10 protein-coding genes are annotated in these 12,544 nt (G+C 75.7%); 3 read left to right on the top strand and 7 right to left on the bottom strand.

What is annotated here, in order from left to right; genetic code table 11:
- Positions 1 to 402: 402 nt before the first annotated feature.
- The gene (locus J2S42_RS01815) at positions 403 to 1,026 is read right to left on the bottom strand and encodes a TetR/AcrR family transcriptional regulator (protein WP_307234529.1); all 624 of its coding nucleotides are present in this window, start codon (positions 1,024 to 1,026) and stop codon (positions 403 to 405) included.
- A gap of 243 nt (positions 1,027 to 1,269) precedes the next feature.
- Between J2S42_RS01815 and J2S42_RS01810 the strand changes: the two genes are divergently transcribed.
- A complete protein-coding gene (locus J2S42_RS01810) occupies positions 1,270 to 1,608 on the top strand; it encodes a helix-turn-helix transcriptional regulator (protein WP_307234527.1) in 339 nt (112 codons plus the stop codon).
- 111 nt (positions 1,609 to 1,719) lie between these two features.
- On the opposite strand, the gene J2S42_RS01805 is transcribed toward J2S42_RS01810, so the two are convergent.
- The 5 genes from J2S42_RS01805 to J2S42_RS01785 form a co-directional block, all read right to left on the bottom strand.
- Positions 1,720 to 2,088, bottom strand: a complete 369-nt coding sequence (locus tag J2S42_RS01805) for a GntR family transcriptional regulator (protein ID WP_307234525.1) — start codon at positions 2,086 to 2,088, stop codon at positions 1,720 to 1,722.
- Positions 2,085 to 2,885, bottom strand: coding sequence for a hypothetical protein (locus J2S42_RS01800; RefSeq protein WP_307234523.1), 801 nt, complete (start codon positions 2,883 to 2,885; stop codon positions 2,085 to 2,087). Before J2S42_RS01800 ends, J2S42_RS01805 begins: the two co-directional genes overlap by 4 nt.
- Positions 2,886 to 2,962: 77 nt before the next feature.
- A complete protein-coding gene (locus tag J2S42_RS01795; protein ID WP_307234522.1) occupies positions 2,963 to 4,507 on the bottom strand; it encodes a hypothetical protein in 1,545 nt (514 codons plus the stop codon).
- Positions 4,504 to 6,432 carry a dynamin family protein gene (locus J2S42_RS01790; protein ID WP_307234520.1) on the bottom strand — a complete coding sequence of 643 codons (1,929 nt, stop codon included), beginning with the start codon at positions 6,430 to 6,432 and terminating at the stop codon, positions 4,504 to 4,506. Before J2S42_RS01790 ends, J2S42_RS01795 begins: the two co-directional genes overlap by 4 nt.
- Positions 6,429 to 8,114, bottom strand: coding sequence for a dynamin family protein (locus tag J2S42_RS01785; RefSeq protein ID WP_307234519.1), 1,686 nt, complete (start codon positions 8,112 to 8,114; stop codon positions 6,429 to 6,431). The genes J2S42_RS01790 and J2S42_RS01785 overlap by 4 nt, the downstream gene beginning before the upstream one ends.
- A gap of 228 nt (positions 8,115 to 8,342) precedes the next feature.
- Here J2S42_RS01785 and J2S42_RS01780 point away from each other — a divergent pair, with 228 nt between their 5' ends.
- Both J2S42_RS01780 and J2S42_RS01775 read left to right on the top strand, forming a co-directional pair.
- Entirely contained in the window at positions 8,343 to 11,084 is a 2,742-nt protein-coding gene (locus J2S42_RS01780) for a helix-turn-helix transcriptional regulator (protein ID WP_307234517.1), read from the top strand.
- The gene (locus J2S42_RS01775; RefSeq protein ID WP_307234515.1) at positions 11,081 to 11,611 is read left to right on the top strand and encodes a LuxR family transcriptional regulator; all 531 of its coding nucleotides are present in this window, start codon (positions 11,081 to 11,083) and stop codon (positions 11,609 to 11,611) included. Before J2S42_RS01780 ends, J2S42_RS01775 begins: the two co-directional genes overlap by 4 nt.
- Here J2S42_RS01775 and J2S42_RS01770 read toward each other — a convergent pair.
- The gene (locus tag J2S42_RS01770) at positions 11,590 to 12,495 is read right to left on the bottom strand and encodes a CPBP family intramembrane glutamic endopeptidase (protein ID WP_307234513.1); all 906 of its coding nucleotides are present in this window, start codon (positions 12,493 to 12,495) and stop codon (positions 11,590 to 11,592) included. The genes J2S42_RS01775 and J2S42_RS01770 overlap by 22 nt on opposite strands.
- Positions 12,496 to 12,544: the final 49 nt, after the last annotated feature.

Below are 12,544 nucleotides of genomic sequence, written 5' to 3'. Positions count from 1 at the left end.
CGTGTCTGGCCGGATCACGGCGTTCGGCGACTGCCGAGGGATCCGCCGGACTTGACGCCCCGGCCGGTCGGCGGCCTGTCGTGGCGGTGGGGCGTGGTGGGTGGTGCGTGTCCGGTCCACCTCATCGAGCCGGTGGGGTGGACCTGCGACCGGGCGCCTCGCGCCCGGTATCTTGTGGGTATTCAACAACCCGAGCTTCGGCGGGCGCCTCCTCCTCGTGGCCCACAGCCTGGTCGATGCCGAAGCGGCCGGCCGCAGGTCAGCGAACTCCCGGCGGCACCGCCGGCCCGTGGTTACGCGCACCGGGTCCGGCAATCCCGTGCGGACGGCGGATGCCGGTGATCACGTGCGCCGGTGCACTCCGGCGCCCGGCGGGCCGCCGGGCGTACCCGCGGATGGGTGTCACGGTTCCCGGGCCGGCTCCGGGAGGCCGGCGGCGAGCAGGGACAGGGCCTCGCGCAGCAGGTCGGTCATGGACACCGACGCGTCATGGGCGACGAACTGCTGCTGGGCGGCGTTGTGTGCCGCGGTGATCGCGCCCGCGACCAGCGTGGGGTAGAGGTCGCGAGACGGGTCGGTGCCGGTGCGGGCGGCGACCGCGGCCGCGATCTCCGCCTCCGCGCGGACGCCGGCGCGCAGCATCTCGGCCTGGAGGCCGGGGGAGGCCATCATCGCCCGGATGCCGGCCGCCCACTCCGCCGGATCGGGATGCTGCGGGTGTGCGGTCACCTCCGGACCCGGTGTGGTCTGGGCCGTGGCCGCGGCGGTGATCGCGGTCCACAGCGGCTCGCCGGCCGGGCGGGCCCGCAGGTCGGCGGCGAGCTGGAGGTGGCGGTCGAGGTGCCGGGCCGCGACCGCCTCGCCCTTGCTGGAGAAGTAGTTGTTGAACGTGCGCGGTGACACCCCGGCCGCGGCCGCGATGTCCTCCACCAGCACGTTCTCCGCGCCGCGCTCGACGATCAGCCGGACCGCGGCCCAGCTCAGCGCGGCCCGGGTCGCCTGCTTCTTCTGCTCTCGCAAGCCCATGCGACCACGGTACACAAAAGTGCGCGCCCCGCAAAGATGCGTGGCACGCAAAATTCAGCCGTCGGGTGGGGTGTCCGGTCGCGATCCGCGGCGGTCAGCCCCGTCGAGCACCGGGCTGATGCGGAGGGTGTCCGCCGTGCGAGCGCGTGCCTGGCCGATGAGCAACGCGGACGCGGCGATCACGTCGGTGGTCGCGCACCGGATGGCAGCGGCTCGCCGAGCGGATCGCCCGGCGGCGGCGCTGTGCTGCTCGGCGCGGCGGCGTGCCTGCTCGGCGTGCGCGAGGTGCCGGTCACGGTGCGCCGGGCGGTCGCCTGCATCGACGCGCACGCCGCCGCGGCCGGCGTCAGCGTCCGCGCGCTGCAAGCCGGCTTCCGCCGGCACATGGACACCACCCCGCTGGGCTACCTGCGCCGGGTCCGGCTCGAACGGGCGCACCGCGACCTGCAGGCGGCCGACCCCACCACGGGCGCCACCGTCACCGTCATCGCCAGAGGCTGGGGCTTCACCGACCTGAGCCGCTTCGCCGCCGACTACCACGCGGCCTTCGGCCGGCTGCCCCGCCAGACCCTGCGCACCTGAAGGGCCGCGACCTTCGCATGGAGTGCCACGTTCGCCACCACCTACGGCCCCGCCCCGGCGCGGACCCGCGCCGGGGCACCACGACGGCCGCGCGCCGCCTCACCGGGTAATTCACGCCTCGGAGACGCCCCGGCCCAGGGCCGCCTGGACGATGCGGACCGCCTCGGCGGGGTCGATGCCGAGACCGGCGATGACGGCGGCGTACTCGGCGGCGGCGCGGCGGGCCCGTTCGCGTCCCTGTTCGCCGGCCGCGGACACGTACGAGCCGGCTGCGCCGCGGGTCTCGATCAGGCCGGCCTCCTCCAGCTCCCGGTAGGCCCGGCCGACCGTGTTGACGGCCAGGCCGAGATCCGCGGCCAGGCGGCGGATGGCCGGCAGCCGGGTACCGACGGCCAGCGTACGGTCCTGGATCTGCGCGGCGAGCTGCGCGCGGAGCTGCTCGAACGGCGGAACGGGCGACGCCGGGTCAATGATGATCATGCGGTGCGCCGGGCCGTCAGGGCACGCCGGCCGTCCACGGCCGTGATCAGCATGACCGCGATGACGCTCAGCACGATGAAGACCAGCCAGCCGGTGTTCCACGGATCGAGCCCGGTGTCGAACACGGACACGACCGGCAGCGACCACACCACGGTCGGCAGCGCCACCTCGCGCGCGTCCTCGACGCGCATCAGCAGGTCGGCCCGCAGCGAGCTCTCGTCGTCCGCGACCACCGGGGAGGTGAGTACGTGGCGCAGCTGGACGGCCGTGCCGGCCGCGACGCCGCACAGGCCGATGAGCAGGATGACCGCCGCGTACCTGGCGGCACCGTCCCGGACGACCAGGGCCGCGGCACCGAGCGCGGCCGCGGCCGCGTACGTGACCAGCAGCAACGCGGCTCGGGGCAGGCCGAGCACGGTGCGCCAGCCGGGTCGCACCGAGTGGGCCGCGCGGCGCGGCAGGTCCGCGCCGGCGCGCGCATCGACCCGGCGGACCCAGCGGTCCAGCAGTGACAGGCCCAGCACCAGCGCGGCAACCAGCGCGGTCAGCACCACCAGCGACCAGCGCCGCGCCGCGCCGAACCCCTCATCGGTGGGCCGGATCGGCAGCGCGGAGACGTAGACCAGCGCGGTCGCGCACAGGAACAGGGCCGGCAGGAGGGCCGCGGCGACCCGCGCGCGGCGCCGGGCCGTCAGGCGTGCCGCCAGCCCCGGTGTCGGCGTGACGTCGGCCAGGCCGCGCCCGGCCAGCCACAGGCGGGCGATCTCGAGCTCCGCCGAACGTGCGTTCCCCGCCATGGCGACCTCCCCAACTTGTCGCAATCCTTGTCTCACTATGTTGAGACAAGGATTGCGACAAGTCAACGGGGTGGGCGTCACGCGGACGGCGGCGCCCACCAGCGGGCCAGGGCCGCGGTGGCCGGGTCGTCGGACGAGCGTAGCGCCGTCCACGGGTCACCGGTGGCATCCGTGGTGCCCGCGTAGTCGAGCAGATCGGCCGGGGGCACCACGGCGTCGGCGGCGAGCGGGTCGGTCCAGGTGGCCAGGTCGGCCGGGGAGAGACCGGCGGCCAGGTCCGCGGGCGACAGCGTGCCGAGCAGGTCCGGGTCGATCCACGGCGGGCCGTCGACCGGGTCCGGCGTCTCCACGGCCAGCTCCGGCGGGAACGTGTCCCATCCGGCGCCCTCGCCGTGGTCGGCGAGATCCGGGTCGACGCCGACCGGCGGCGTCGCACCATAGTCCTCCTCGGACAGCGGCGCGTCCGCAGGATCAACATCATCAGCGGGTACGCCGGCGTCGTTCGCGGCGACCGGATCGCCGTCGGCCCCCGGGTCCGTGGTGAACGGCGGCGCCGCGACCGGCTCGGCGGCATCCGCACCGGAGACGTCCGCGTCGCCGAAGCCCTCCGGTGCGGTCGGGGTCCCCGCTCCGGAGCCGTCCGCGTCCCCGGAGCTTTCCGGTGCGGTCGGAGCGCCACCGCCGGAATCGGACACGTCCGCGCCGCCGGGATCCGGCGAGACGGGCGGCGGCGCCGTGTTCTGGCCGGTGTCGCTCCCGGCATAGGCGTCGCCGAAGCCCTGCTCCGCGGACGGGACGAACTCCTCGCCGCCGCCCGCACCGGACGAATCGACGGCACCGGATTCCGCCGGTGGCACCGGCGCGGAGGATTCCGCGCCGGCCGGGTCCGGGGTGCCCCCCGGTTCGCCGGCGGCGGAGCCGGGCAGCGGTTCTCCCGCGTCGAGTGCGGGGTCCGGCGGCAGCGCGGGGTCCGGGGTACCGGCGGAGGGATCGGCGGCATCGCCGAGCGACGGACTCACCGGCCCCGGCGTCGTGGCACCGGGCGCCACGTCGGCTCCCGGCGTGGCGGCGGAGTCCGGAACCGGGTCGCCGGCAGCACCCGGGTCCGCCGGAGCAGCCCCGAAGCCCTCGGCGGCCGGTGGCTCGGCGCCGCCCGGCGCGGGATAACCCGATCCGTCACCGGCGGCGGAACCGGAATCGGCCGAACCGGTATCGGTCACCGGGTCTCCGGCAGCCGCGTCGGCGCCGGAGTCCACCGCGTCCGCGGACGACGCCGAGCCGGTCGCGTCCGGGTCGTCCGCGCCGCCGAAACCCTCGGTGTACTCGTACGGCCCGCCGCCGCCCGCACCCACGGCGGACGCCGCGAACGGGTCGTCCTCGCTGTACGCTGCGCCGAACCCCTCGGTCGCCGGCACGTCCTCCGCCGGGGTGGCCGGGTCCGCGGGGACGGACGGCTCGTCCGGGAGCGCGGGGGTGTCGTACGACGACGCCGGCTCGTCGAAGGACGGCAGGTCGTCGCCGAACGGAGAGTGCGAGTAGAGCGGCGCCCCGGGCCCGGTGACGTCGCCGGTGGTGTCGTCGTCCGGTGGTTCGCCGCCGGGCCAGTCCTGGTGGTCGGTCACGGGGCTCCTCCAGCGGTCGGGGCGGGGGCGGCGGGCTTGGCGGCGGGTTTCACGGCGGCGCTGGCCGAGGCGGGTGCCAGGCCGCGGGTCTTGACCAGGACCTCGTCGACCTGCTTCACGCGGGCGCGGAGTGCGTCGCGTTCCGCGGTCAGCGCGGCCTTCTTCTTCGCCCGGGTCGCCTTGTCCGTGGCGAGCGCCTGGTCGATCTTGCCGATGTGCTCGTCGAGTTCCTTCAGGCGGCGCTCGATCGCGTCGTCGAGCGCGAGCGTCAGCGCGTACTGCAGGTCGGTGAAGCGGTGCGCGACCTCGTCGGTGAGCGCGGCCCGGGACTCGCCGATCACCTCGCGCAGCCACACCTTGGCCTGCTGCCGGTCACCGGCGACGCGGCGCTTGTAGAGGATGAACGCGCCCGCGGCCAGGCCGATGCCGACGCCGACGACCGGCAGCAGCAGACCACCGCCGACGATCGCGGTCGCGCCGAGCGCGGACGCGCCGGCCATCGCGCCCCGGCCGGCCATCATCGCGATGCCACCGGCGGACAGCGCGACCATCACGTTGTCCGTACCGGCGTCGCGCTGCGGTTTGGTGTTGAGGGCGTGGCCGAGCTGGGCGTTGAGCCGGCCCAGCACGTGCTGCAGCTCGGCGGGCGGGAACGCGTGCGCGAGCACCTCCTCGCCGACCTGCCGGAACCGGCGTTCCAGGTCGGCGGACAGCTTCAGCGACACCGCGTGCAGCGCCGCGTCCACGCTCTGCGGCAGCGCCTCCAGCTCGTTGCGCTTGAACTTGTCGAGCTTGCCGAGGTAGTCCTCCTGCAGCTCGGACAGCGCGGTCCGCAGGCCACCGGTGGACTCGACCCGGGCCCGCTGCACGTGCGTGTTCAACGCCAGCGACCACTGCCGGGAGTCGGTGCGCTTCTTCGCGGCCAGCTGCTGCCGCTGCTCCTTCGCCCGGGCCGCGTCGGCCGGGTCCGGGTCGGTCGCGGTCATCTGCTCGCCGAGCGCAAGGTCGCGGCGGACCATCTCGGAGCGCAGCGCGCGCAGCAGGTTCGCCCGGTCGAGCAGGCCACGGCGGCCGGCGACCTGGCGCAGCGCCTTGGCCAGCTCGTCGATCCGGGCCTCCTTGGCCAGCTCGGCCGCGACCTCCGGCGGCATCTGCGCGGCCGTCTCGGCGAGCCGGGCCGAGACCGGGAACCAGGGCGCGTTGCCGAACCGGGGCGCGTGCGTCTTCAGGTGCGCCTTGTCGTCGGCCAGGATGGTCCGCCATCCCGGGTACGCGTCCGTCTTGGTCAGCGCGAACATGACCAGGTTGACCCGCTTCGAGGCCTGGATGAGGAAGTCCAGCTCGGGCTGGGACAGCGGCGAGGACGCGTCGACGACGAACAGCAGCGCGGTCGCCTGCTCCGCCGCCGCCAGCGCGACCTCCGCGTGCGCCGGGTCGAGGCCGCCGGTGCCGGGCGTGTCGACCAGCGTCAGGTGCTGCAGCAGCGGCGACGGGTAGCCGATCTGGATGCGGCGCGGCGGGCGCGCGCCCTCGGGCAGCACACCACCGGCCGTACCCCAGTTGATCAGTCCTTCGATGCCGATCTCGACCGGGTGCTCCTGGCCGGGTTGCCACGCGCGGGCCTGCGGCGTCGGCGCCTCGGTCATCTCCAGGTACGCCGAGGTGGACACCGCGACGTCGACCGGTGACAGGCCGGGCGCGCCGATCAGCGCGTTGACCAGGGAAGACTTGCCGCGCTTGGTCTCACCGACGATGACGATCGCGGGCTTGTCCCGCTCGCGGCGGGACAGCTCGTCGAGGTCCGCGGCCGCGTCCGGGTCGACCGACCGCAGGTAGGCCAGCGCGCCGTCGGAGGTCGCGGCGAGCTGCCGGGCGAGCGCCTGCACCGCCTCGGCGCCGGGTTTCGCTGCGGCGGGTGCGGTCATCGGTAACCTCCGTGGCCGGGGCGGTACTGGTGGGGCGGGCCGGACTGGGGCGCACCGGGGTAGCCGGGAGTGTAGGGGCCGGGCGCCCGCCCGTACCCCGGCGGCGGTGGCGGTTGGTGTTGCCACGGCGCGGCCACGGGTGCGGCGCCGGAGACCGGGTGGGCCGAGTTCTGGCCGCGGACCTGCTGGGCGAGCAGGAAGAAGCCGCGGTGTGCGACCTGGGCGACCCGGGCCTGGGCCGGGCTGGCCCCGGCGACCGCGAACACCCGCCACCGGTTCGCGGCGGCCAGCGCGGCCTGGGCCAGCTGCTCCACGCTCGCCTGCGGCATCTCCAGGATCCAGGCCGCGTCCGTGGTCAGCGCGAGCCGGGTCAGTTCCCGCTCCATCTGCTCGGGCAGCACGACCGCGCCGGACGTGACGGACTGGGCCGCCTCCAGCAGCCGCAGCCGGTGGTACTCCGGCTGCTGCAGCACCCGCTCGATCGCGTCGCGGAGCAGCTCCCGGTCCTGCTGGGCGGCGGCGTGCCCGGCCAGCCGCTCCAGGCTGGACAGCGCCCAGGCCGCCTTGATCGCGTCGGTACGCCAGCGGAACGCCTGGTCGAGCGTGTTGCGCAGCCGGGCGAAACCGGACGCCTGCAGCAGCAGCCGGACCAGCTCGCCGGAGCCGAGCTCGGGCTTGTTCGCGAACTGCGCCAGCGCGAAACCGATGCCGTACAGGTCGAGCAGGCTCAGCAGCCGCTCCCGCTGCGCCTTCGACACCGGGCAGTCGCGGTTGATGAACAGGTCGACCGACGCCATCAGCACCATGCGCTCGGTCTGCGACAACCCGGCGAGGGTACGCAGCGCCTCGCAGTCGGCCGCGGTCAGCCGCCCCGCCTCGGTCGTCTCGGCCAGCAGGCCGGCGATCGGGACCACCTCGGAGACCACCCGGCGCAGCACACCGGCCTGGTCGGAGGCGAGCGGCCCGGCGACCGGCCACGGGTCCGCGCCGCCCGCGACCAGCTTGTCGACCTTGTTGAACAGGCCGATCGAGTTGATCGGGTTGCCGGACAGGCGCGCGGACACGGACTGGAACGTCGACAGCGCCGCGATGTCGTCCGCGCGCACGGCCTGGGTGAACACGTACAGGACCGCTTCCGCGCCGGAGACCGCGGCGACCGAGTCGTCGTCCAGGTCGTCGTCGAGCGGCGCGTCCGAGGTCGCCTGATCGGGTGTCAGATAGGCGGACGACGCGGCCGAGATCGACTGGTTCGTCGACGACAGACCGGGCGTGTCGACCACGGTCAGGTCACGCAGCCGGTCGCTGGTCAGCGTCACGTCGACGAACGCGATGTCCTCGCGCGGCACGCCCAGCTGCATCGGGATCATGCCGGACTCCTCCAGCGGCCGCGACACGCGCGAACCGTCCCGGCGGACCACGTCCAGCCGGTCCGCGGTGCCGTAGCGGAACTGGGTGACCACGCGCGTGCACTCACCGACCGCGGTCGGTGCGACCCGGCGGCCGACGAGCGCGTTCACGAGTGTCGACTTCCCGGCCTTCAGGCGGCCGGCGACCGCGACGCGCAACGCCTCGTCCAGGCGGCGGCGGACGGCGAGCACCTGCTGCGCGCTGACCGGCGACAGTCGCGGGCCGACCTCGTCGCACAGCGCGGCGACCCGGTTGGTCAGGGGACCTTGCACCACGATTGGTCAGCCGCCCGTCTTCTCAGCCACAATGGCACTGTTGCGGCGCATCGCTTGGTCGATCCCTCCCGGCAGAGCGGTGAAGAGCGTCTGTGACACCCTCTACTTGCGTGGCCCAAGACTATTAGGCCCTACGGTACGAATATCCTGCCGGCGCAGGATCCCATGTTCGTGCCACCGTGCAACCGGCAGCATGGGCGGTGGCAGCGAGCTGGTGGGGGAGGACCCTTGCACGAGACAGAGTCAGGCACGCACGTGATGCTGCCATCGGAGGGCCGGGACACGGCCACGGGTACGCCCGACGTGCTGGCCGGTGCGCGCAAAGCATTGGCCGAGCCGGGCCTGGTGGTGCTCACCGGCGGCCCCGGTGCCGGGCGGACCCGGCTGCTCACCCAGCTCGGGGAGGCGTTCTCCGGGCCGGTGTTCGCCGGTGGCGGCCTCGCCACGCTGCGCGACGTGCCCGCGTTCGCGCTGACCCGGGCCGTGCGCGTGCGGCTGCCCGCGCAGGACGCGCCGCTGCTGGCCGAGGCCGTGCGCGCCCGCGTCCGCGGCGGCCTGCTCGTCCTCGACGACCTGCAGTGGGCCGACCCGCTCACGCTGGCGGCGCTGCCGCTGATCGCGGCGCACACCCGGGTCGTGGTCGCGCTGCGCACCCCGCACCGGCTGCCCGGCGCCACCCTCGCCGCGCTCCGCCACGCCGCCGCGGCCTGGCTGCCCGTGCCGCCGTTGACCAGCGCGGAAGCGTCCGCACTCGTCAGCGGTGTGGCGCCCGGGCTGGCACCGGACGCGGTCGCGGCCGTGGTCCGCCAGGCCGGTGGGTCACCGCTGGCCTGCCAGGCGCTCGCCCGGCACGCGCAGCAGACCGGCGCGGTCGACGAGGCGGTCGACCTGCGGTACGCGATCGCGGGCGCGCTCGCCGACCTGACCCGCCCGGCCCGGACCGCGATGGCCGCGCTCGGCCTGCTCGGACGGCCCGCACCGGCCCGGCTGCTCGGTTCCGGCGCGGCCGAACTCGCCGACAACGGCCTGATCGTGTCGCTGCCGTCGAGCATCCCGGCCGGCGACCCGGTCGAGTCGATCACCGGAACTCTTTCTGTCGTATCTGCGACAGCGCCGCCGACCCGCGCGGACCTCGGCATGGTCGCGGCCGTCTCGCCGTACGTGGCCGAGGTCGCGGCCGGCATGCTAGACGCGGACGCCCGCACCGGCCTGCACCGCCGCCTCGCCCGGCTGGTCCCGCCGCGCGAGTCCGTCCGGCACCTGGCCGCGGCCGGCGACACCGGCGAGGCGTACCGGCTGGCGGTCTCCGCGTCCCGGACCACGAGCCGCGCCGGGGAACGCGCGGAACTGCTGCTGCTCGCCTGCCGGCTGCCCGGCACGCTGCCGGACCCGGGCGTCCGGGTCGCCGCGGCCCGCGCCGCGCTCGCCGCCGGGCAGCCCGCCGCGGCCGCGTCCGTCCTCGCGCCGCTGGAGCACACGGTCGCGTCCGACCCGGCCGTGATCGAGGCGATGGTGCTGCGCGCCGAGGCGCTGCTGCAGGCCGGTGACCTGGACGGCGCCCGGCACAGCGCGGCCGCGGTCCCGGCCGGGCTGGCCCCCGAACTGCTCGCCGCACGCGACCGGGTGCTGCTGCTGACCGACCTGGCGGACGACCCCGCGCTTGCGGTCGGCACGGCCGCGTCCGTGATCGCCCGGCACGGCGAGACACCCGCGCACACCGGGCTGCGCGCCGCGCTCGCCGCGGTCGCCGCCGCCCGCCGTGCGTACGGCTGGGAGAACGCGCTCGCCACCGCGACCGCCGCGGCCGGGGACGCCGGCGACGCGCTCACCGCCCGCTGGTCCGCGTGGGTGCTGGTCGAGACGCTGGCGGCGGACGGCCGGCTGCCGGAGGCCGCGCACCTGGCCCAGGTGGCGGCGCAGGCCTGCCAGGCCGACCTGGCGTACAGCTGGCAGACCCGGTTCGTCGCGGCCGGGCTGTGGGCGTCCGCGCTGCGCGGGCACGCGGTCGCCGGTGTCCCGGCGCAGGCGTCCGCCCGGGTCGAACCGGCCATCCCGGCGTTCGGCGCCGGCCTGCCGTCGCCCGGCAACGCACAGCCGCCGCGCGGCGTCGCCACGGTCCAGTCCGCACCGGCGGTGGTCGAGCCGGTCCTCGCCGACCTGGTCGTACACCGCGCCGGGGACCTGATGGACCGGTCGCTGCCCGCGCTCGCCCGCGCCTACGCAGCCGCCGCGGCCGGGTTGGTCGAGGCGGACGCCGGGCTGCTCGGCGCGGCCCGCGCCCGGCTGGACGCCGCACCGCGCACGCCGGTCGCCGGCTGGGTCGCCGCGGAGATCGCCTGGCTGGACGGGCAACCGGACCGGGCCGCGACCTGGGACCCGGACACCGACCGGATCCCGCTGCTGTCCGGCCTGCACCGGATCACGGCGCGCTGGGCCGCCCGGGACGGCGCGCCGATCGACGTGACCGGCCTCGAGTCCGCCGCCGGCGGGCCGACCGCGATCCACCAGACGCTGTCGGCGTTCGCGGCGTCGCCGTCGGCCGCGCCGTCCGCGTTCGCCGCGTCCGCCGCCGCCTGGTCCAGCGTGGTGCTCCGCGAACAGGTCCGCTGCCTGATCGCGCAGGGCCTGCACGAGGACGAGTCGGACCTGGCCGTCCGTGCGCTGCTGAACGCGGAGGACCTGGCCGAACGCGCCGGGCTGGTGGTCCTGCGCGGCCGGGCCCAGCGGGCGCTGCGCCAGCACTCGGTGCGCCGCGACATCCGCGGCCCGCGCGCCGGCGACGACCTCACCGCGCGGGAGCAGCAGGTGATGCGGCTGGTCGCGGCCGGTGACCCGACCCGCCGGATCGCCGGGCAGCTCGGCGTGTCCGCGGAGACGGTCGAGACGCACATCCGCTCCGCGATGCGCAAACTCGGCGCCCGGACCCGTACCGAAGCGGCCGTCCGCGTCCGAGAGGCGCTGATGTCGTGACTTCTCCGGAGACGCCCCGGTACGTGCTGCCGAGCGCCACCGATGCCACGGTGGTGCTGCGCCGGCTCGCCCGCGACGGCTGGACCACCCGCGAGGGCTTCGCGCTGCCCGAGGCCGGCTGGGACGTCACCGGAAACCACCTCGTGCTGTTCGGCCGCGTCCCCGACCTGGACACCGTCCAGCTCGTCGTGCTCGCGGCCGCCCGCGGCGCCGGCGTCATCGCGATCGCGGACGCCGGCGGCGACATCGGCCGCGCGCTGATCGGCGACCTGTCCCGCCTCGGCCCGGTGCGCCGCGACACCGACACACCGGCCGCCGCACCGGAGACCGGCACCGTCGACCAGCTCGCCCCGGAACAGCGGGCGCTGCTGGACCGGCTGGCCAACGGCGAGACCATCGCGGCCGCGGCCGCGGCCGAGTTCATGTCGCTGCGCACCGCGAACCGGCGGATCGCCGAGGCCCGCAAGCTCCTCGGCGTCCGCAGCACCCGCGAGGCCGTGATGGCCTACCTGGAGACCAGGGACTGAGCGCGCGCCTGCCGGAGAACCGCGGCCGCGTAGAGCGTCACCATCACCATGTCCACCGCCGCGACGAGCGCACTCGCGTCCGTCGCGGTCTCCTCGCCGGCCAGCGCGCCGACCGCGGCCGCGACCAGCAGCCCGGCCACGTTACCGGCCGCGTGCAGCACGATCGCGGCCTCCAGCCCGCCGGTGCGGATCGTCAGCACCGCCGCCACCACGCCGAAGAAGATCAGGTCGGCCATGCCCCACGGCGTGCCGTAGCCGTGCAGCAGCCCGAACGCGACCGCCGACACCACGATCCCCGGCCACGGCGACCGGAACCAGGAGCCGAAGGCCTGGACCAGCCAGCCGCGGAACAGGTACTCCTCACCGGCCGCCTGGAACGGCGTCAGCAGCAGCACCACCGCGGCGCCGAGCGCGAACCGCGGCCAGCCGGCGAACGCGACCGTCTCCTCCTCCGCCGGCGCGGGCAGCAGGAACAACACCCCGTACATCAACCCCACCGCGGGTACGGCCAGCAGCACGCACCGGCCCAGCCAGCGCCACCGCAGCCGGCCCGCCACCGACGACACCGTGCCGGCCGGCCGCTTCTGCACGCCGCGTGCCGCCAGCAGCACCACCGGGATCACCAGGCCCAGCCCGGCCAGGCCCACCGCGAGGTCAGCCTCGTCGCCGAGCGACGGCCAGCCGAACTCGTCCTGCGGCGCACCCAGCCCCAGGCCCACGAGACCCGCCACCAGGTACGGGCCGAGTGCGGCCACCAGCGCGCCGGCCGTGACCAGCAGCGTCCCGGCCAGTGGCCGCCACCAGCGATGCCGTGCGGTGCGTGCGAGCCGGTGGTAGGGGACCGGTGCGGCGGCGGTCCGCGGTGCGTCAAGCGTCGTCGTCATGCGGTTCAGCATTCCGGCGCGCGGACGCGTTCTCATCGGCCGCGGACAC

It is taken from the genome of Catenuloplanes indicus, assembly GCF_030813715.1.
In the GTDB taxonomy this organism is placed as follows: domain Bacteria; phylum Actinomycetota; class Actinomycetes; order Mycobacteriales; family Micromonosporaceae; genus Catenuloplanes; species Catenuloplanes indicus.
The sequence above is the reverse complement of the archived record's forward strand: the minus strand, read 5'-3'. Positions and strand labels throughout refer to the sequence as shown.

Excerpts from the sequence above, each read along its gene's own strand:
- J2S42_RS01815 (WP_307234529.1), bottom strand. The coding sequence starts at position 1,026 with ATGGGCTTGCGAGAGCAGAAGAAGCAGGCGACCCGGGCCGCGCTGAGC.
- J2S42_RS01800 (WP_307234523.1), bottom strand. The coding sequence starts at position 2,885 with ATGGCGGGGAACGCACGTTCGGCGGAGCTCGAGATCGCCCGCCTGTGG.
- J2S42_RS01770 (WP_307234513.1), bottom strand. The coding sequence starts at position 12,495 with ATGACGACGACGCTTGACGCACCGCGGACCGCCGCCGCACCGGTCCCC.
- J2S42_RS01805 (WP_307234525.1), bottom strand. The coding sequence starts at position 2,088 with ATGATCATCATTGACCCGGCGTCGCCCGTTCCGCCGTTCGAGCAGCTC.
- J2S42_RS01790 (WP_307234520.1), bottom strand. The coding sequence starts at position 6,432 with ATGACCGCACCCGCCGCAGCGAAACCCGGCGCCGAGGCGGTGCAGGCG.